Source organism: Roseicyclus mahoneyensis, assembly GCF_003148775.1.
Classification (GTDB): Bacteria; Pseudomonadota; Alphaproteobacteria; order Rhodobacterales; family Rhodobacteraceae; genus Roseicyclus; species Roseicyclus mahoneyensis.
Window position 1 is genome coordinate 223,342 of sequence record NZ_QGGW01000004.1, and the last position, 20,057, is coordinate 243,398.

Genomic DNA, 20,057 nt, shown 5'->3' on the forward strand with positions numbered 1-20,057 from the left:
GCGCTAGAGGTGGCGGCCAGAACGGCCGTCCCAGGCCGTGCCCATGACAACACCGGAGGCCCAGATGGTTGACCCCAAGCTGCTCGACGAAACCGCCGCAGGCGTGTTCACCATCGCGGCGACCCCTTTCCTGCCCGATGGGGCGCTCGATCTCGAGAGCATCGACACGATGGTCGATTTCTACGAGGCCAAGGGCGCCACAGGACTGACGATTCTGGGCATGATGGGCGAGGCGGGCAAGCTGTCGGCCAAGGAAAGCAGCATCGTCATCGACCGCGTCACAACGCGCGCCAGCGTGCCGGTGGTGGTGGGCGTGTCCGCTGCGGGGCTTGCCGCGATCAAGGCGCTGACCGACACGGCGATGGAACGCGCCGCCGCGGGCGTCATGGTCGCGCCGCCGTCCACTCTGCGCACCGATGACCAGATCATCGGCTATTTCCAGATGGTGGCCGAGGTTCTGGGCGATGTGCCTTGGGTCTTGCAGGATTTCCCGCTGATCACAGATGTGCAAATCTCGCCCCGCGTGATCCGCACCATCATGGACACCTGCCCGACCTGCGTCATGCTCAAGCATGAGGATTGGCCGGGGCTGGAAAAGATCAGCACCTTGCGCAAGCACGAGGCCGAGGGCGCGCGCCGCATCTCGATCCTGTGCGGCAATGGCGGCATGTTCTTGCTGGAAGAAATGATCCGCGGCGCCGATGGCGCGATGACGGGCTTCGCCTACCCCGAGATGATGGCCGATGTCGCCCGCCTGATGAAGGCCGGCGAAGAGGCGCGCGCGCGCGACCTGTTCGACGCCTACCTGCCGCTGATGCGCTACGAGCAACAACCCGGTCTGGGCCTTGCCATCCGCAAGCATATTCTCGCCAAGCGGGGCGCCATCGCGCATGCCACCGTGCGCCGCCCCGGCACGGTCCTCAGCCCCGCCACCATCGCCGAGGTCGAGACGCTGATCGCCCGGCAGGACGCCCGGCTGGCAGCACTTGCCTAAGGCAGGTTCTCGCGCGTGATCAGCACCGGGCAGAGCGGGGGCGCGTCACGCCCCTGCCCCCGGGCCGCCGCCATAAGCAGGGCAAAGACCTCCTGCATCTCCTCGCGCGCGGATTGGTCGATGACCGCGTCCAGTGTGCCGTCAAGCAGCAGCGCCCGGTTCTCCTCCGTCGCCTCATGGGCGACGAAGACAACGCCTGTCCGTCCGGCCTCGGTGAGCGCGGCGCCGATGCCCACCGTGCCGCCACCCGCGTTGTAGATGCCGACCAGATCGGGGTGCGCCGCCAGCAGCGACAGGGTTTCAAGCCTTGCCCGCGCCCGGTCCTCCCGCGTTTCGCGCAAGGCCAGCAGGCTCAGCCCCGCAAACTCCTGCGCCAGCACCGCGCGAAAGCCCATCTCGCGCTCCATATGACCGCGAAACCCCAGATGCCCCGCGATCAGGGCCACCTTTCCCTCCGGCGCAGGCCCCAGAAACCGGGCCAGCGTGTAGCCCGCCAAACGACCGGCCCGCAGGTTGTCGAGCCCGACAAACCCCGTCCGCGGCGCCTCCGGGATGTCGGTGGCCAGCGTCACGACCGGCGTGCCACCCTCGACCCGCGCCCGGATCGCCTCGGCCACCTGCGGATGGCCCAGCGCCAGCACGGCGATGCCGTCGCTTGGCCCAAGGTCGCGCAGCACCCGCGCGAAGGCCGCGGGGTCAAGCGCGGGGGCGCGCAGCACTTCCAGCGTCACATGGGGCGGGGTCAAGGCGCGGGCATGGCCGATCACCTCGCGGAAATAGGCGTTGCGCGTCTGCGGCAAGACAAGGTGAAAGACCATCGGCGCAGGCGCCTCGGGCAGATCGGCCAGATAGCCCAGCCGCCGCGCCGCCTGCAGCACCTGCGCCCGCGTTCGCCCCGCCACCCCCGGCCGCCCGTGCAGGACCCGGTCGACCGTGGCGGGCGAGACGCCGGCCGCCGTGGCGATATCGGTCAGGGTTGGGCGCATCGGCAGGCCTTTGAGGGTTTCTGAGGTGATTTGATGTCTTTGGTTGCCCCATGGCAAGCATTTTGCGCAAAACGCCTCAGCCCCCTACCCGGCTTTCTTGACAGTCCGCCACATTCCCGCACCTCTTCCCACAGGTAGCAGCACCGCGACGGGAGGCGCGACAGACATGGCCTTGGACCAGACCATTTCGGTGCCCCGCGACTATTCCCTGACAGGGCCGGAGCGCGACCGCGCCCTTGCGCGCGGACTGGCCGCGGCCGAGTGGTATCACTCCGACATCCCCCGCAAGGAGATGAAGGCGCTGATGGCGCGCAGCGACCAGCCTGCCATCCGCGACACTTTGCTGTGGATCGTGCTTCTCGCCGCAACCGCCGCGGGCGGAATCGCGCTGTGGGGAAGCTGGTGGGCGCTGCCCTTCTGGCTCGCCTATGGCGTCCTTTACGGCTCGGCCTGCGACGCGCGCTGGCACGAATGCGGCCATGGCACGGCGTTCCGGACAGCCTGGATGAACGACGCCGTCTATGTCTTTGCCAGCTTCCTTGCGATGCGCAACCCGGTCAGCTGGCGCTGGAGCCATGCGCGCCACCACACCGACACGATCATCGTGGGGCGCGACCCCGAAATCTCGGTCATGCGCCCGGTGGATTTCGCGCGCAAGGCGCTGGCCTTTGTCGGCATTCCCGACGCTTTCGTCCATTTCGGCATCCTGATCCGCAACGCGATGGGCCAGTTCGGTCCGGCAGAGCGCGACTACATCCCCGAGGCCGACATCCCCCGCGCAACCCGCTGGGCTCGCGCTTTCGTCGCCTTACACCTCGCCGCATGGGTCTGGGCGCTTGTGTCATGGTCGCTCATCCCTGTCTTGCTGATCGGCGGCCCCCGCATCTACGGCTGCTGGCAGATGGTGATGACGGGCCTGTTGCAGCACGGCGGGCTGGCCGAAGATGTGCTGGATCACCGCCTGAACACGCGCACCGTTGTGATGGACCCGGTCAACCGCTGGATCTACCTCAACATGAATTACCACGTCGAACACCACATGTTCCCGATGGTGCCCTACCACGCGCTGCCCCGTCTGCATGCGCTCATCCAGCACGACCTGCCGCCGCCCAACCCCTCGATCCGCCACGCCTATGCCGAGATGATTCGCACCCTCATCCGTCAACAGCGCGAGCCCGGCCACTACCTGCGCCGCATCCTGCCGCCGACCGCGCGCCCCTACCGCGAAGACCTGCACGACGCCGATGCCGTGCCGCAGCGACCTGCCACCTGAAAGGAAAACCCATGTCCGATTGGGTCGATGTCTGCCCCGAAGACGCGATCGAAAACGAAGATGTGATCCGCTTCGACCATGCGGGCCGCACCTTTGCCATCTACCGCGACGCGGACGGCGCGGTCTTCTGCACCGACGGGCTTTGCAGCCATGAGCATGTCCACCTCGCCGACGGCCTCGTGATGGACGACACCATCGAATGCCCCCGCCACAACGGGCGTTTCAACTACAAGACCGGCGCGGCGCTCCGCACGCCCGCCTGCGTGGCGCTGGCCACCTACCCCGCCCGCCTGAACGCGGGCCGGGTCGAGGTGCAGGTCTGACCATGCAGGTTACGCTCAAAGACAAGGTGTTCCTCATCACCGGCGCCGCCCGCGGCATCGGTGCGGCCATCGCCCATCAGGCCGCCGAAAGCGGGGCCGCCGCGCTTGTGCTGACCGATCTCGACCCGTTCACCGGCGACTGGACCTGCCCGGTCGAGACCGTGCAGGCCGACCTCGCCACGCCCGAGGGTCCGTCTGCGATCATCTCCACCGCCCTTGCCCGCTTTGGCCGCATCGACGGGCTGGTGAACGCCGCGGGCCTGACCGCGCGGGGCAGTTTCGCCGATGCCGATGTGCCGTTCTGGAACCGCATGTTCTCGGTCAACACCCGCGCGCCCTTCTTCCTGATGGCCGGCGTCATCGCCGACATGACCGCGCGCAACGCCCCCGGCAGCATCGTCAACATCCAGTCCATGAACGTCCACGCAGGCGCCCCCGACCTGACGGTCTATTCCGCGACCAAGGCCGCCCTTCAGGTGCTTACGAAAAACGCCGCCCATGCCCATCTGCGCGACCGCATCCGGGTCAACGGCATCAACCTGGGCTGGGTCGCGACGGATACAGAACGCCATCTGCACGAGGTCACATTGGGCAAGGGCGCGGGCTGGCTGGCGGCGCAGGGCGCGAAACTCCCCCTCGGGCGTCACGTCACGGCAGAAGAGGCGGCCCGCCATGCAGTCTGGCTCCTCTCCGAGGCCTCGGCGCCGATGACGGGCATGTCGCTCGATCTGGAACAGGCCGTCACGGGCGCGCCGTGCTAGGCGTGGACCGCCCCGGTCGAGGCGCGCGCCACCAGTTCCACCGGCACCAGCGCCTCCGCCTCCGGCCCGGCCAAGCCCCGCAACCGCGCCAGAAGCACCTCGGCCGCGCGCCGCCCCAACCGCGGCCGGTCTTGCCGGATCGTGGTCAGTGCGGGCACAAAGGACCCCGACATCTCGATATCGTCGAACCCCACGACCGAGATGTCGCACGGCACGTCCATCCCCCCCGCCTTCAACCCCGCGATCAGGCCGAAGGCCACCATGTCGGCGGAACAGAACACCGCCGTGGGCCGGTCTTGCATGGCCAAAATGCGCCGCGCCGCCTCATGCCCCGATTCCAGCGAGAAATCGCCGCGGATGATCCAATCCTCTCGCGCGGGCAGGCCAAGCCGCGCCCGCTCCGCCAGCATCCCCGCGCGCCGCGCGGCGGTCAGAACATTTCCCTCCGGCCCCGTCACATGGGCGATCTTGCGATGGCCCAACGCATGCAGATGCCGGATGGCAAGCCGCGCGCCTTCGGCATTGTCGGCGGCGATCACGGGGAAATCCTCGCCCTCGACCCATTCGCACAAGAACACGATCCGCTCGCCCACCCCCTCGGCCCGACATTGCGCCAACGCGCCCCTCGGCAAGGCCCCGTCGAGGCAGATCGCACCGTCGATCCGGCCATCGAGGAAATAGCCCGCCAGCGCGCCATCTTGCAGCGGGTTGTTCTCCGTATCGGTGATCAGCACCGCGTAATCGCTGCCCGCGAACCCGTCCGAAATACCGGCCAGAATGCCGGAATAGAACGGTTTCCCAAGGTTCGGCACCAGCACCAGCACCGCCCCCGCCCGCTGCATGCGAAGGTTGCGCGCTGCCTGATTGACCCGGTAGCCGGTGGCCCGGACCGCCTCCAGCACAGCCTCCCGCGTGCGCTCGGACACCTTGTCGGGCGCGGACAGCGCGCGGCTGACCGTTGCCGTAGACACGCAAGCGGCGCGGGCCACATCGAGGATCGTGGCGCTTTTCTGGGCGGTTCTTCTGCTCATCGGTTTCTCGTTTGCGGTCGCGATTCCCCGCTTGACACGAATCTGTCCCTGACAGGAGTATGTAATCGATTTCATGATCCGAAAAGCTCTTTGGAAGGTCATGTAAACGATTACAGATGCGGCCAGAACCGCAGGATGGGGGGATAACGTGATCGCAACACCGGCCCGCATCGGCCCCGGGTCCCGCGCATGACGGGGGCCGGTTTCGACTTCACCGGCGCGCGCGTCGCGGTGATCGGGGCCAGCCGTGGCGGCATCGGCGCGTCCATCGCGCGCGCCTTTGAGGCGGCGGGCGCCCATGTCGCCATCACCGGGGCCGAGGATGCGCCCGCCCCCGAAGACGCGCATTTCCCCTACACGCAGCTGAACGTCACCGACAGCGCCGCGGTCCGCGCCTTCGCCGCCACCATCCCCAGCCTCGACGTTCTGGTCAACTGCGCCGCCATCACCCGCCGAGGCGAGGAAATGGCCCCCGATTTCTTCGCCCATGTCCTCGACGTGAACCTGACCGGGTCGCTGCGCACCGCCGAGGCGCTGCATCCGGCGCTCAAGGCCGCGGGTGGCACCGTCATCAACATCGCCTCGATGTATGCCCGCTTCGGCAGCCCCCGGAACCCCGCCTATGGCGCGTCCAAGGCAGGCGTCGAGCAGCTGACCAAATCCCTCGCCATCGCATGGGCGAGCGACGGCATCCGCGTGAATGCCATTGCACCGGGTTTCATCGTGACCGAGCAATCGGCCCGCGCGCGGCAAGACCCAGCCTTTGTCGCGGGCGTCGAGGCGCGCACACCCGCAGGCCGCTGGGGACAGCCCACCGATATCGCGGGCGCGGCCCTCTTCCTCGCCTCGGACGCGGCGGGGTTCATCACGGGCGCCTGCCTGCCCGTCGACGGGGGGTATTCCGTTGTCTGACGCAGGGCGCACCACGGATTTCGCAAGCATCGGCGCTGCGGTCATCGGCACCGGCTTCATCGGCACGGTCCATGTGCAGGCGCTCCGCCGCCTCGGCGTGCAGGTGCGCGGCGTGCTGGGATCGTCGGCGGAACGCGGCGCGGCGCGGGCGGCGCAGATCGGTGTCGCCCATGCCTATACCGACCTCGACGAGCTGCTCGCCGATCCGTCTGTTGATGTGGTCCACGTCACCTCGCCCAATCACGCGCATTACGCGCAGGTCAAGGCGATCCTTGGCGCGGGCAAGCATGTGATCTGCGAAAAGCCGCTGGCCATGACCAGCACGGAGTCAGCCGAGATGGTCGAGATCGCCCGCGCCTCGGGCAAGGTGGCGGCGGTTTGCTACAACATCCGCTTCTACCCGCTGAACCAGCAGGCGCATGGCATGGTCGCGGCGGGTGAGCTGGGCGAGATCCGCTTTGTCACCGGCCATTACCATCAGGATTGGCTGGCCAAGCCGACCGACTGGAATTGGCGCCTGCAATCCGAGATGGGCGGCGCGCTGCGCTCCGTCGGCGATATCGGCACCCACTGGATCGACCTCACCAGCTTCATCACCGGGCTGAAGGCCGAGGCGGTGATGGCTGAGCTTGCGACCTTCCTGCCCGAACGCCAGCGCCCCACCGGCCCGGTCGAGACCTTCTCCAGCGCAGCGGGCACAACTGAGCCCGTCACCGTCGACACCGACGACGCCGCCATGATCGTTCTGCGCTACGAGGGCGGCGCGCGCGGCGTCATGAGCACGAGCCAGATCAACACCGGCCGCAAGAACTCGCTGCAGTGGGACATCGCAGGCGCCAAGGCCTCCGCCGCATGGGACAGCGAGACGCCCGATCACCTGTTCCTCGGCCACCGCGACGCTCCCAACCAGATGCTCATGCGCGACTTCACCTTGATGAACGCCCAAGGCACCGCTGCCGCCAGCCTGCCGCCCGGCCATGTCGAAGGCTTTGCGGACAGTTTCTTCAACTTTTTCCGCGCGGTTTACGCCGATGTTCACGCCGGCGCACGCCAGCCCGCCAGCACATGGGCGACGTTCGAGGATGGCCATTACGAGATGCAACTCTGCGACGCGGTCCTGATCTCCGCGCGCGAGGGCCGCTGGGCGCGGCTTGACGAAAATCCAGGGAAGGGACGCACATGAAACTTGGCCTGCTCACAGCCCCCTTCGAGACGACCCCCTTGATGGAGGTCGCCGATTGGGCCGGTGCCAACGGCTTTTCGGCCTTCGAAGTTGCCTGCTGGCCTGCCTCGGGCGGCGAAAAGCGCCGCTATGCCGGGACCACCCACATCGACGTCGACGGTCTGACAAAAACCCAAGCCGACGACATCATCGGCGGGCTTGCGACACGCGGCATCGAGATCTCGGGCCTCGGCTATTACCCCAACCCGCTGCACGCCGACGCCGACCACCGCGACGAGGTCATCGGCCATCTGAAAAAGGTCATCACGGCGGCGGGCACGATGGGGGTCAAGGTCGTCAACACCTTTCTCGGCGGCGACCGCAGCCTCAACCTCGACGACAACTGGACCCGCGCGCAGACCATCTTTGCCCCCATCGTGGCCCACGCGAAGGACAGCGGCGTCACGCTCTGCTTCGAGAACTGCCCGATGATCTTTTCCAAAGACGAATGGCCGGGGGGGCACAACATCGCCTATTCGCCCAAGATCTGGCGCCGGATCTTCAACGAATGGGGCAATGCGGTCGGCATGAATTTCGACCCCAGCCACCTGATCTGGCAGATGATCGACCAGACCCGCTTCATCAAGGAGTTTGGCCCCCACATGGCCCATGTCCACGCCAAGGACGTGATGATCGACCGCGATGGGCTTTACGACAACGGCATCATGTCGGTCGGCATGGGCTGGCAGATCCCGCGTCTGTGCGGGCTTGGCGATGTGGACTGGGGCGACTTCTTCTCCGGCCTTTACCGCGCAGGCTATGACGGGCCCGTCATCATCGAGCACGAAGACCGCCTGTTCGAAGGCACCGAAGACAAGATCAAGCGCGGCTTCTGCCTCGCACGCGACGTGCTGTCCCCGTTCATCAAATGAGAAGGGCGCAAAGGCCCCGAAAACTTACCCGTGCTGAAACCCACTTGGGAGGACTGAAAATGACCAGAATTCTGACCGGCGCCGCCGCGCTTGCAATGAGCGTGGCCTTCGCGCCCGCAGCCTTCGCAGACTACACCATCGGCGTCTCCAACACCGTGCAGGGCAACGGCTGGCGCGAGGAAATGATCTGCGCGATGCGCGCGCAGGCCCTTGTCGAACCCGACGTCACCGGCCTGATCGTGGCCCACCGCAACACCGACAGCGCAGGCCAGCTCGAAGACCTCAACAACCTGATCGAGGCGGGCGTCGATGCCATCGTCCTGAACCCGTCGAACCCCGACGCGCTCAATTCTGCGCTCGAGGCTGCCATGGCGGCGGGCATCGTCGTGGTGGCGGTTGACGCGGGCGTGACGGCGGAAGGGGCCTATATCCTGTCCAACAACCAGGAAGAATACGCCTATCTCGGCGCGCGCTGGCTCTTCGAGCAGATCGGCGGCGCGGGCGACGTGGTCTACATGCGCGGCATCGCGGGTGTTTCCGCCGACACTGACCGCCACAACGGCTTCCGCCGCGCGCTGGCGGAGTTTCCGAACGTCAACGTGGTCCACGAGGTCTTCACCGGCTGGCAGCAAGATCAGGGCAAGCAGCAGATGTTCGACTTCCTGGCCACCGGCATCCCCTTCGACGGGGTCTGGACGAGCGGCATCGACAACGTGATCGTGGATGCCTTCGTGGAAAGCGGCGCGCCGTTGGTGCCGATCGTGGGCGCCGACAACGCGGGCTTCGTGGGCCAGCTGCAATCGGTCGAAGGTCTGGCGGGCGCCGCCGTCACCAACCCGGGATCGGTGGGTGGCGCAGGCATCGCGCTGGCCGTCGACATCCTGAACGGCAATGCTCCGGCCAGCAACGTAGTGCTGGTCGACCCGGTCCTGTGGGACAACACCACCGAGGACGGCCGCGCCACCATCGCCGCCGCGCAGAACCCCGATCTTGACCCGGAATGGCCGGTCTCCACCCAGATCCCGGGCTGGACCGACTATACGCTGGAACAGATCATCGCCTGCGAAGGCCCCGCATAAGGGCTATCGCGACCGCTCCGGCCCCGCCCCTCCCGCAGGGGCCGGAGCACCTTTTAGTCAGAGCATGACACGGACAAGATGACCGATACCCCCCTTCTGGACGCGCGCGGCGTTGCGAAAAGCTATGGCGCCGTGAAGGCCCTGACCGGCGCGCGGCTGACCGTCGCGCGAGGTGAGATCGTGGCGCTGATGGGGGCCAACGGGGCGGGCAAATCCACCTTCGTCAAGATCCTGACCGGTGCGGTCAGGCCCGACACCGGCATCATCACCATCGCGGGCCGCAGCGCGCGCATGGGCAGCCCGGCCCAGGCACGGCGCGCCGGGCTGGTGCCGGTCTATCAGGAACCCTCGTTGATCCCCGACCTCGACGTCGCCGCCAACCTGCGCCTTTGCGACACGCCCGTCGCCGCTTTCGTGGGGTGGGTGGCGGATCTCGGCATCACCGGCCTGCGTCTGACCGATCTCATCGCAGACCTGCCACTTGCGACGCTCCGCATCCTCGACCTTGCCCGCGCGCTGGCCTCGGACCCAGATGTGCTGCTGCTGGACGAAATGACCGCCGCCCTGCCGACCGACCTTGTCGAGAACGTCCTGCGCGTGGTGCGTGCCCGCGCCGATCTGGGCATGGGCGTCATCTACGTCTCGCACCGTTTTACGGAGATTTCGGCGCTCTGCGACCGCGCCACCGTGCTGCGCGACGGACGCACCGTGGGCGACCTCCGGATCGAACCGGGTGTGGAAGATCGCGCTGTGGAACTCATGCTGGGCGAAAAGATCGCCCTCGGCGCGCGCGAAGGCGCCGCTATCAGCGCCCGCACCGGCACCCCGCGCCTTGCCATCCGAAACCTCGCCGCTGCGCCCAAGCTCGCCGATGTGTCCTTCGACCTGCACGCGGGCGAGGTGCTGGGCGTAGTCGCGCTGGAGGGTCAGGGCCAGGACGAACTGTTCGACGTCCTCGCAGGCTTCCGCAAATCCACCGCCGGCACGCTCGAAATCGACGGCCAGCCCGCCCGCTTTGCCCACCCGTCCGAGGCCATCGCCGCGGGCCTTACATATGTGCCGGGCAACCGGGCCGATGCGCTGATGGCCGGGCGGTCGGTGCGCGAGAACATCGCGCTCCCCTTCTCCGCCCGGCCCCGCAATTGGGGCCCGATCAAGCGCAAGATGGAACGCGCCCGCACCGATGACGCCATCGCGCGGTTGCAGATCGACACCCGCGCGCAGGGCGAGGTGCAGCGCCTGTCGGGGGGCAACCAGCAAAAGGTCACCATCGGCCGCTGGCTGGCAACCGGTGTGCAGACCCTGCTCCTGTTCGACCCCACCCGCGGCATCGACGTGCGCACCAAGCGCCAGATCTACCCGTTGGTGCGCGAGTTGGCCGAACAAGGCGCTGCCGTCCTCTTCTACACCTCCGAACTGGCCGAGGTGAGGCTCGCCTGCGACCGCGCCATCGTCATCTTCAATGGTCGCGTGGTAGACATCATCGACGCCGCGCGAGCGGACGAGCCAACGCTGATGCGCGCCGCCTATGGCCTCACCGCGGCAAAGGGCGCCGCATGACCGCGCTGATCCGCAAGCATGCCTGGGTCATCGGCCTCGCGGTGCTGCTCGCGCTGCTGCTGGCCCTGACCAAGCTGATCCAGCCCAATTTCGGCGCGCCGGGGCTGGAAAGCCTCGCGCGCTCCGCCCTGCCCTTCGCCTTCGCCACCGCCGCCATGGCCGTCGTCGTCATCGTCGGCGGCATCGACCTCTCCGTCGCCTCCATGATGGCCGTCTGCGCCGTCACCGCCGCCGTCCTGATGGAACGCATGGCGGGCGTCCCCGCCCTGATGATCGTGCTGGCCGTCGGGCTCGCCATGGGACTCGTCAACGGCGCGCTCATCGTGTTGACCCGCGTGCCCGACATCGTGGTGACGCTCGCCATGCTATTCGTCTGGGAGGGCATGGCGCTGCTGATCCTGTCCTCGCCGGGCGGGTCGGTCGCGCCATGGCTCAGCGGCGCGACCCGTGGCCCATTCCTGATCGACGGGTTGCCGATGGCGCTGGTCATCATGGCACTCGCCATCGCAATCGTCTGGCTTCCCATCCGCCGCTCGAAACTCGGTCTCGCGATCTACGCCACCGGCTCCGACCCGCTGGCCGCTTTCCGCTCGGGCGTGGCCGTCGACCGTACCAAGATCATCGCCTACGGCATTTGCGGCCTCTTCTGCGCCATGGGCGGCCTCAGTCTTGCGGCGCTCACCGGCATTGGCGAACCCGTGCCCGGCCCCTATCTGATGGCCTCCGTCGCCGCCGTGGTGCTGGGCGGCGTGGTGCTGGGCGGCGGCAAGGGGGGGCTTCTCGGCTCCATCATCGCCGTGTTCATCCTGCGCATCATCCGCACCATCCTGACCCTGATGGCGATCGACCCCAATGTCACCACCATCGTGGAGGGAGTCATCATGGTGGGCGTGGTGATGCTCGGCACCGCCCTGACCCTGAGGGGAGCGCGCCGATGAGCCCGACCGACACCGACACGACTCCGCCGCTCGCCCGCCTCGGCCGCATTCTGCGCGACAATCCGATCATTCCGCTGATCGCATTTTTGCTGCTGCTCGTCGTGGCGCTGGAATTCATGCGCCCCGGCATCGTCATGCCGATCCGGGCGGGGCGCGAGGGGCTGATTTCGAGCTTCTGGCTGGGCAATCTGATCAAGTTCGCCATCCCGCTCGCCATGCTGGCTGCCTGTCAGGTGCTGACCATGCTGACGGCGGGGATCGACCTGTCCGTCGGCGTCGTCGCCACCGTCGCGGCCTTCGTCTGTGCCACGCTGTCGTCCACGCTGGGCGTGCCGCAAGCGGTGATGATCGCGCTGGCCACGGGCTTTGTCGTGGGGCTGGTCAACGGCTTTGGCGTGGGCATCGTGCGGGTGCATCCGCTGATCATGACGCTGGGAACCGGGCTGATCGCCACCGGCTGCCTGCAGGTCTACCAGCGCTTCACCATCAACACCGGCACGCTCATCCCTCCCTTCCTCGAATGGCTGGGCACGGGCCGCACATGGGGCATGCCCAACGGGTTGTTCCTGTTTGTGCCGTTTGCGATCTTCATCATCTGGCTGATGCGCTCCACCGGCTTCGGTCGGCTCTTGTTCGCGCTCGGCTCGAACGAGAAAGCCGCGAAACTCTCGGGCGTGAAATCCTGGCAGGTTCTCATGGCGCTTTATGCGCTTTCGGGCCTGATCGCGGCACTGGCGGGGCTTCTCTATCTCGGCATGATCCGCACGCCGTCGCTCAACCTCGCCAACCCGCTCCTGTTGCCCTCGGTCGCCGCGGCCGTCATCGGCGGCACCTCGATCTTCGGCGGGCGCGGCAGTTTCGCAGGCGCCATCATCGGCGCACTGATCTTGCGCGTGATCGACACGATGCTGACGTTGTTGCAGATGCCCGAGGGCGCACGCACGGCCATGTTCGGCCTCATCATCCTCGCCGTCACGGCGCTTTACGTCCGGATCACCGGCACGAAATAGAAAGGACATTCCATGGTGCGCATCGTCGGCATCAGCTTTGACCACATGCACATGGGCGATCTGTTGCGGCTGGTCCATGCCCACCCCGACGCCGAAATCGCGGGCCTTTTCGACCCCGACCTCGCCAAGATGCGCACCGTGGCCGCCCCCTTCGACCTTCCCCCCGACCGCTTCTTCACCGATTTCGACGCCTGCATGGCGGCCGGCCCCTATGACATGGCGATCCTGTGCGCCGCCACCGCCGACCACGCCGATTACGTCGAACGCCTCGCGCCCCACGGGGTCCATGTCTTTGTGGAAAAACCCTTCGCCGCCAGCGTCGGGGATGCCCGCCGCATGATCAAGGCGATGGACGGCACCGGCAAACAGATGGCGATCAACTGGCCGCTCCGCTGGGTCGAAAGCCATGTCACCGCAAAGCGCCTGATCGACGAGGGGATGATCGGCGAATTGCGTGAGGTCCATTTCTACGACGGCAATCGCGGGCCTCTGTATCATCTCGCCGACAAGGTCGAGGTCAGCCCGGAGGAGGTCGAGCGCCAGAAGCCCGACAGCTGGTGGTACAAACGCGCCTCTGGCGGCGGCTCGCTCCTCGATTACATGGGCTATGGCGCCACGCTCGGCACCTGGTTCATGAACGGAGAAGCGCCGCTGGAGGTCACTTGCGTCGTGGACGAGGCCCCCGGCATCGAGGTCGACCAGCACGCCATCGCAATCTGCCGCTACGCCCGGGGCCTGAGCAAATTGGAAACCCGCTGGGGCACCTTTACCGACCCCTGGACGCACCAGCCCCAACCCACCTGCGGCTTCACCTTTGTCGGCACGGGCGGCACCATCGCCTCGCCCGATTATGCGCGCGCGGTCACGGTCCAGACCCGCGCGCGGCCTGAACGGCACGAGATCGCGGTTGATGCCCTGCCCGTGGGCGAAGGCAACGCCATCGATTACGTGCTGGGCTGTCTCGCACGAGGGGAACCTGTCACCGGCCCGCTCGCCCCCGCGCTCTGCCTCACCGCCCAGCGCATCGTCGACACCGCCGCCCTGTCTGCCGCAAAGAGGCGCACGCTGGAGCTGATCCCATGAGCGACGTCACCAAGGACGCGGGCAACACCGACACCTATGCCCTGAAATCCGCCACCCTGCCCGAGATCACCGCCCCCGACCTCCCCTACCGCCCGCCGATGCCGCGCAGCTACCGCCCCCGTATCGGGATGATCGGCACAGGCGGCATCTCCGCCAGCCACCTCGACGCCTACCGCACCGCCGGGTGGGAGGTGGCGGCCCTGTGGAACCGCACCCGGCCCAAGGCCGAGGCAAAGGCGGCAGAGTTTTGCCCCGCCGCCCGGATCGAGGATGACTGGCACGACATGCTCGCCGACAGCGAAATCGACGTGATCGACGTGACGCTGCACCCCGAACACCGCGCCCCGATCATCCGCGCTGCCCTCCACGCGGGCAAGCATGTGCTGAGCCAGAAACCCTTCGTCACCGACCTCGACGTGGGGCTCGACCTCGTCAAACTGGCCGAGGATCGGGGCCTCCACCTCGCCGTCAACCAAAACGGTCGTTGGGCCCCCCACAAGGCCTGGATGCGCGCGGCGGTCTCGGCGGGGCTGATCGGCGACGTGATATCCGCCCATGTCCGCATCCACTGGAACCACGGCTGGACCGCAGGCACGCCTTTCGATGCGATCGAGGACCTGATCCTCTACGATTTCGGCGTCCACTGGTTCGACTTCATCGCCTCTGTCACCGGCGACCGGGCGCAAAGCGTCTTCGCCACTTCGGCCCCGGCTCGTGGTCAGGCCAACAAGGTGCCGCTGCTGGCCCAGGCAATGGTGCGGCTCGAGGGCGGGCAGGCGAGCCTCGTCTTCGACGGCGGTGCGGCTCACGGGCCCCGCGACACGAGCTTCATCGGCGGCACCTCGGGCAGCCTTTTGTCGGACGGCCCGGACCTTGGCGCGCAGACGGTGACACTCACCACGGCCCAAGGGATCGGCCGGCCCCAACTCGAAGGCCAATGGTTCAACGACGGTTTCCGCGGCACGATGGGCGAGTTGCTCTGCGCGATCGAGGAAGGCCGCGCGCCGTCCAACAGCGCACGCGGCAACCTTCACTCGCTTGCCATGGCCTTTGCCGCCGTCAGATCCCGCATCACGGGGCAGGAGGTCGCGGTCGGCGCGGCAAGGCGGCTGGAAAGCTGAGCGACGCGGGGTTTGCGCCGGCTCCGCCGTCGACGCTTTGGTCTTGCGCCGGCTCCGCCGTCGCCCGGGCGCGAAACATGCGTTTCGCGCGCCTGTGGTGGCCGATGCGCATTCATTTCGGACCTGCGCGGATGGCGGGCTCGGATGCCTCCGGCGGCCATATTTTTCGGGATGAAGATGCTGCCGCCGTTCACCGATCATTAAGGTTAACGTTCCATGGTGAGCCCACGGTACAGGCAGCCATGCCGATGACCGTGGATGGAGATGCACATCCTCCCCGGTGAAGCCCAAAGGGATAGCCGGGGAGGATGTCGCGCAACATGGCCATCTTCATCCTCCAAGTATGGCCGCCGGAGGCATCCCACGGCCCAACCCGCACACCCTCGGACAGGATCGCCCCAGGCCTCAGGTCGTCTCCGTCACCTTTTTCAGGTGCCGCGGCACATCCGGGTTCAGCCCGCGCGCCACCGCCAGTCCTTCGATCATCGCGTAGAAACTGACGATCAGCGCCAGCGGGTCGCACAGCGGATGCCCCGTGCGCACAACCGGCAGCGCCCGGGCCGATGTCACCCGCGACGTGGTGGCGAAAACCGCCGCGCCCTTGCCCGCCAGAGCATCGGCCACCTCTGCCAGCGCCCCCTCGGCCGCGTCGGCGGCAGCGAAGGCCAGCACCGGGAACCCGCGCTCCACGATCGACACCGGCCCGTGCAGCACCTCGGCCGAGGAATAGCTCTCGGCATGCACCTGGCAGACTTCCTTGAACTTCAGCGCCGCCTCGTTCGACATCGCCCAGGACGGTCCCCGCCCCAACGTGTAGATCGACCCTGCCCTGAGCGCCTCGGACACCGGCGACCAGTCGACATGCCGCGCCCGGTCCAGCGCCTCGGGCAGCGCCCGGATCGCGGCCAGCAGCGCCGCATCCCCCTTGACCTCCGCCATCAGCCACAGGCCCGCGAGCGCCGAGGTCACGAAGGTCTTGGTCGCCGCCACCGACAGCTCCGGCCCGGCACAGATGTCGATCACGCGCTCTGCCGTCCCTGCCAGCCTTGATCCCGCATCATTGGTGAGCGCGACCGTCAGCGCGCCGCCTGCGCGCGCCGAGCGGGTCATCTCCATGATGTCCGGGCTTTGGCCCGATTGCGACACCGACAGGCACAGCGCCCCCGCCACCCTCAGCCGCGCCCCGTAGATCGACGCCACCGACGGCCCGACCGAAGCGACAGGCAGCCCCAGCAGAAGTTCCGAGGCATATTTGAGATAGGTGCAGGCATGATCCGAGGAGCCCCGCGCCACCGTCATGACAAACCTCGGATCGGCGGCGCGCACCGCTTGTGCCGTGGCTGCAATGGGGCCTGCGCCCCGCTCCAGCAGGCGGGCGGCGGCCTGCGGGATCTCGGCGATTTCCTGGGCCATCAGCGTATCGGTCATGGGCGGTCTCCTTCGCGCGGAACCTGCCCGCGCGGCGTCGGAATGTCCACCGCTTGCACCCCGCGCCCACCCCCGTCATCGTGGCGCAAATCAAAGGGGGATGGATGATGCGCGTCTTGATCGTGGGACTGGGCAACATGGGGGTCAGCCATGCGTTGGCCCATCACATGAACCCGCACAGCCGGATCGTCGGCCTCGTCAACCGCTCGCCCCGCCCCTTGCCCGAGGCGCTGGCCCCCTACCCCTTCTTCCGCACATTCGAGGAGGGCATGCAGACCCGCCCCGACCTCGTCGTCATCGCCACCTATTCCGACAGCCACGCCCCGCTCACTATCGCAGCGATGGAGGCGGGCGCCCATATCTTCGTCGAGAAACCGCTGGCCACCACCGTGGCCGATGCGCAGGCCGTGGTCGATACCGCGCGCCGTCTGAACCGCAAGCTCGTGGTCGGCTACATCTTGCGCCACCACCCCAGCTGGATCCGCCTGATCGCCGAGGCGCGGGCGCTTGGCGGGCCTTACGTCTTTCGCATGAACCTCAACCAGCAATCGACCGGCGAACAGTGGGCGACCCACAAGGCGCTGATGCGCGAGACCTCGCCGCTTGTCGATTGCGGCGTGCATTACGTCGATGTCATGTGCCAGGTAACCGACGCGCCGCCCCTGCGGGTGCAGGGGATCGGCCTGCGCCTGTCCGACGAGATCGCGCCGGAGATGTACAACTACGGCCAGCTTCAGGTCGTCTTCGCCGATGGCTCCGTCGGCTGGTACGAGGCAGGCTGGGGCCCGATGATGTCGGAGACGGCGTTCTTCGTGAAGGACATCGTGACGCCCCGCGGCTCGGTGTCGATCACCGACGCGGACAAGGGGGCGAGTGCGGATATCGACGGGCATACGAAGGTCGGTGGCCTTCTGGTGCACCTGCCCGAAGGCGATCAGATGATCGACCTGCCCGACGAGCCGGGGCATCAGGCGCTTTGCGATGCGGAACAGACGTTTGTCCTTCGGGCAATTGCCGAGAATCTCGACCTGACCCGGCACATGGCGGATGCGGTGCGCTCGCTCGCCATCTGTCTTGCGGCCGATGAGAGCATCAGGACCGGGCGGGTCATCGACCTCTGACGATCCATCGGCTGTGTCGTCCGCCATGCAGGGTGGGCAAACCTGCCGGGCAATCCCCCTGCCCTCCAAACGAAAACGGCCCGGAGTTTCTCCCGGGCCGCTCCCTTCCGCGTTTCCTCGCCCGCGGCCAAGGCCACGGGCGTCTGTTCGGATGCGCGTCAGAACATGTCGTTGTGCATGACCTTGGCCCATGCGGCGACGAAGTCCTGCACGAACTTTTCGGCCGCGTCGTCCTGGGCGTAGACCTCGGCATAGGCGCGCAGGATCGAGTTCGAGCCGAACACGAGGTCCACACGCGTTGCCGTCCACTTGGTCTCGCCGGTCTTGCGGTCGACGATCTCGTAGAGGTTCGAGGCCTTGGGCACCCACTTGTAGGACATATCCGTCAGGTTGACGAAGAAGTCGGTGGTCAGCGCGCCCTCGCGGTCGGTGAAGACACCGTGCTTGGACCCGCCGTAATTGGCGCCCATCGCCCGCATGCCGCCCATCAGCACGGTCATTTCCGGCCCCGTGAGGCCCAGAAGCTGCGTGCGATCGAGCATCAGCTCCTCGGCGGCGACGACGTAATCGGCCTTCATCCAGTTGCGGTAGCCATCGGCCAGCGGTTCGAGAACCGAGAAGCTTTCGGCATCCGTCATCTCGGCCGTCGCATCGCCACGACCCGCCTTGAACGGCACGGTGACGTCGAAGCCCGCGGCCTTGGCCGCCTGTTCCACGCCGACATTGCCCGCCAGCACGATCACGTCAGCGACCGAGGCGCCGGTTGCGGCCGCGATGGGTTCCAGCACCGACAGAACGCGGGCCAGACGCTCGGGCTCGTTGCCCGCCCAGTCCTTTTGCGGCGCCAGACGGATGCGCGCGCCATTGGCCCCGCCCCGCAGGTCGGACTGGCGGAAGGTCCGCGCGCTGTCCCATGCGGTGGCAACCATGTCGGCCAAGGACAGACCCGAAGCCGCGATCTTGGCCTTGACGGCGGCCACGTCGTAGCCGGTCTGGCCCGCCGGGATCGGGTCTTGCCAGATCAGGTCTTCTTGCGGCGCGTCCGGCCCGATGTAGCGGGTCCGGGGCCCGAGGTCGCGGTGGGTCAGCTTGAACCACGCGCGGGCAAAGCAATCGTCGAAATAGGCCGGATCGGCCATGAACTTCTCGCAGATCGCCCGATAGGCCGGGTCCATCTTCATCGCCATGTCGGCGTCGGTCATCATCGGCATCACGCGCTTGGTCGGGTCGGTCGCATCGACCGGCATGTCCTCTTCCGCGATGTCGACGGGCTGCCACTGCCACGCGCCTGCCGGGGATTTCACCAGTTCCCACTCATAGCCGAACAGCAGCTTGAAATAGCCCATGTCCCACTTGGTCGGATGGGTCGTCCACGCGCCCTCGATGCCGGAGGTGATGGCATTGGTGGCCTTGCCGCCGAGGTTGGGGTTCATCCAGCCCAGGCCTTGGTTCTCGATGTCGGACGCCTCGGGCTCGGCCCCCAGCGTCGCTGCATCGCCATTGCCATGCGCCTTGCCGACGGTGTGGCCACCAGCGGTCAGCGCCGCGGTTTCCTCGTCGTTCATCGCCATGCGGGCGAAGGTCTCGCGCACCTGACCGGCGGTCGCCAGCGGGTCGGGCTGACCGTTCACGCCCTCGGGGTTCACGTAGATCAGGCCCATCTGCACGGCGGCCAGCGGGTTTTCCATCGTGTCGGGCTTGCCGACATCGGCATACCGGGTGTCGGACGGCGCCAGCCATTCCTTTTCCGCGCCCCAATAGGTGTCTTTCTCGGGGTGCCAGATGTCTTCGCGGCCAAACGAAAAGCCGAAGGTCTTCAGGCCCATTGACTCGTAGGCCATGTTGCCCGCGAGCAAGATCAGGTCGGCCCAGGATACCCTGTTGCCGTATTTCTTCTTGACCGGCCACAAGATGCGGCGCGCCTTGTCGAGGTTGCCGTTGTCGGGCCAGCTGTTGAGCGGCGCGAAACGGATGTTGCCGGCACCGCCGCCGCCACGCCCGTCTTGCAGACGGTAGGAGCCCGCAGAATGCCATGCCAGCCGGATCATCAGGCCGCCGTAATGGCCCCAATCCGCCGGCCACCAATCCTGGCTCTCGGTCATCAGCGCCTTGACGTCGGCCTTGAGCGCCTCGACGTCCAGACCTTTCAGTGCTTCACGGTAGTCGAAGCCCTTGAGCGGGGTCACCTTGCTGTCGTGCTGGTGCAAGATGTCGAGGTTCAGCGCCTTGGGCCACCAATCCATCACATCGGTTTCTGTCGTGGTGATCGCGCCATGCATCACCGGGCATTTGCCCATGCTCTTGTCGTCGCCGTCCATCATGCTCTGTCTCCCGTGCAAGCTG

Annotated in this window: 19 protein-coding genes; 15 read left to right on the plus strand and 4 right to left on the minus strand. The window is 67.2% G+C overall.

All coding sequences use genetic code 11. The annotated features are described in order from the left end of the window. The first annotated feature begins 43 nt into the window (after positions 1-43). Positions 44-994, plus strand: coding sequence for a dihydrodipicolinate synthase family protein (locus C7455_RS10285; RefSeq protein WP_245904289.1), 951 nt, complete (start codon positions 44-46; stop codon positions 992-994). On the opposite strand, the gene C7455_RS10290 is transcribed toward C7455_RS10285, so the two are convergent. Further along, positions 991-1,980 (minus strand): LacI family DNA-binding transcriptional regulator, encoded by a 990-nt coding sequence (locus tag C7455_RS10290; RefSeq protein WP_109667901.1) that lies wholly within the window; start codon positions 1,978-1,980, stop codon positions 991-993. The genes C7455_RS10285 and C7455_RS10290 overlap by 4 nt on opposite strands. A 166-nt stretch (positions 1,981-2,146) precedes the next feature. Here C7455_RS10290 and C7455_RS10295 point away from each other — a divergent pair, with 166 nt between their 5' ends. The 3 genes from C7455_RS10295 to C7455_RS10305 are packed head-to-tail and all read left to right on the plus strand — an operon-like array spanning position 2,147 to position 4,337. Beyond that, entirely contained in the window at positions 2,147-3,253 is a 1,107-nt protein-coding gene (locus C7455_RS10295) for a fatty acid desaturase family protein (RefSeq protein ID WP_109667903.1), read from the plus strand. Positions 3,254-3,264: 11 nt separating this feature from the next. Next, the gene (locus tag C7455_RS10300) at positions 3,265-3,576 is read left to right on the plus strand and encodes a MocE family 2Fe-2S type ferredoxin (protein WP_109667905.1); all 312 of its coding nucleotides are present in this window, start codon (positions 3,265-3,267) and stop codon (positions 3,574-3,576) included. Positions 3,577-3,578: 2 nt separating this feature from the next. After that, positions 3,579-4,337, plus strand: a complete 759-nt coding sequence (locus tag C7455_RS10305; RefSeq protein WP_109667907.1) for an oxidoreductase — start codon at positions 3,579-3,581, stop codon at positions 4,335-4,337. Here the strand turns inward: C7455_RS10305 and C7455_RS10310 are convergent. Next, a complete protein-coding gene (locus tag C7455_RS10310) occupies positions 4,334-5,368 on the minus strand; it encodes a LacI family DNA-binding transcriptional regulator (RefSeq protein WP_109667909.1) in 1,035 nt (344 codons plus the stop codon). The two genes, C7455_RS10305 and C7455_RS10310, sit on opposite strands and share 4 nt — an antisense overlap. 189 nt (positions 5,369-5,557) lie before the next feature. Between C7455_RS10310 and C7455_RS10315 the strand changes: the two genes are divergently transcribed. From C7455_RS10315 to C7455_RS19915, 10 genes are all read left to right on the plus strand, one after another. Next, positions 5,558-6,280 (plus strand): SDR family NAD(P)-dependent oxidoreductase, encoded by a 723-nt coding sequence (locus C7455_RS10315; RefSeq protein ID WP_109667911.1) that lies wholly within the window; start codon positions 5,558-5,560, stop codon positions 6,278-6,280. Beyond that, positions 6,273-7,463, plus strand: a complete 1,191-nt coding sequence (locus C7455_RS10320; RefSeq protein WP_109667913.1) for a Gfo/Idh/MocA family protein — start codon at positions 6,273-6,275, stop codon at positions 7,461-7,463. Before C7455_RS10315 ends, C7455_RS10320 begins: the two co-directional genes overlap by 8 nt. Beyond that, a complete protein-coding gene (locus tag C7455_RS10325; RefSeq protein WP_109667915.1) occupies positions 7,460-8,374 on the plus strand; it encodes a sugar phosphate isomerase/epimerase family protein in 915 nt (304 codons plus the stop codon). Before C7455_RS10320 ends, C7455_RS10325 begins: the two co-directional genes overlap by 4 nt. Positions 8,375-8,433: 59 nt before the next feature. Continuing rightward, on the plus strand, positions 8,434-9,453 hold the full coding sequence (locus C7455_RS10330) for an ABC transporter substrate-binding protein (RefSeq protein ID WP_109667916.1): 1,020 nt from the start codon (positions 8,434-8,436) through the stop codon (positions 9,451-9,453). A 78-nt stretch (positions 9,454-9,531) separates the two neighbouring features. Continuing rightward, the gene (locus C7455_RS10335) at positions 9,532-11,013 is read left to right on the plus strand and encodes a sugar ABC transporter ATP-binding protein (protein WP_109667918.1); all 1,482 of its coding nucleotides are present in this window, start codon (positions 9,532-9,534) and stop codon (positions 11,011-11,013) included. After that, the gene (locus C7455_RS10340) at positions 11,010-11,951 is read left to right on the plus strand and encodes an ABC transporter permease (protein ID WP_109667920.1); all 942 of its coding nucleotides are present in this window, start codon (positions 11,010-11,012) and stop codon (positions 11,949-11,951) included. Before C7455_RS10335 ends, C7455_RS10340 begins: the two co-directional genes overlap by 4 nt. Next, positions 11,948-12,961, plus strand: coding sequence for an ABC transporter permease (locus C7455_RS10345; RefSeq protein WP_109667922.1), 1,014 nt, complete (start codon positions 11,948-11,950; stop codon positions 12,959-12,961). Before C7455_RS10340 ends, C7455_RS10345 begins: the two co-directional genes overlap by 4 nt. 12 nt (positions 12,962-12,973) lie before the next feature. After that, complete coding sequence (locus C7455_RS10350) at positions 12,974-14,044, plus strand: Gfo/Idh/MocA family protein (protein WP_109667924.1); 1,071 nt, start codon at positions 12,974-12,976, stop codon at positions 14,042-14,044. Further along, positions 14,041-15,165: a Gfo/Idh/MocA family protein gene (locus tag C7455_RS10355; protein WP_109667926.1), complete on the plus strand. Its 1,125-nt coding sequence runs from the start codon at positions 14,041-14,043 to the stop codon at positions 15,163-15,165. The genes C7455_RS10350 and C7455_RS10355 overlap by 4 nt, the downstream gene beginning before the upstream one ends. 77 nt (positions 15,166-15,242) lie before the next feature. Beyond that, positions 15,243-15,449 (plus strand): hypothetical protein, encoded by a 207-nt coding sequence (locus C7455_RS19915; protein WP_146199983.1) that lies wholly within the window; start codon positions 15,243-15,245, stop codon positions 15,447-15,449. Between the two features lie 121 nt (positions 15,450-15,570). On the opposite strand, the gene C7455_RS10360 is transcribed toward C7455_RS19915, so the two are convergent. Then, a complete protein-coding gene (locus tag C7455_RS10360; protein ID WP_109667928.1) occupies positions 15,571-16,593 on the minus strand; it encodes an SIS domain-containing protein in 1,023 nt (340 codons plus the stop codon). A gap of 104 nt (positions 16,594-16,697) precedes the next feature. Between C7455_RS10360 and C7455_RS10365 the strand changes: the two genes are divergently transcribed. Continuing rightward, positions 16,698-17,714 carry a Gfo/Idh/MocA family protein gene (locus tag C7455_RS10365; protein WP_211315476.1) on the plus strand — a complete coding sequence of 339 codons (1,017 nt, stop codon included), beginning with the start codon at positions 16,698-16,700 and terminating at the stop codon, positions 17,712-17,714. Positions 17,715-17,872: 158 nt separating this feature from the next. On the opposite strand, the gene katG is transcribed toward C7455_RS10365, so the two are convergent. Then, a complete protein-coding gene (katG, locus tag C7455_RS10370; RefSeq protein WP_109668188.1) occupies positions 17,873-20,032 on the minus strand; it encodes a catalase/peroxidase HPI in 2,160 nt (719 codons plus the stop codon). Positions 20,033-20,057 lie beyond the last annotated feature (25 nt).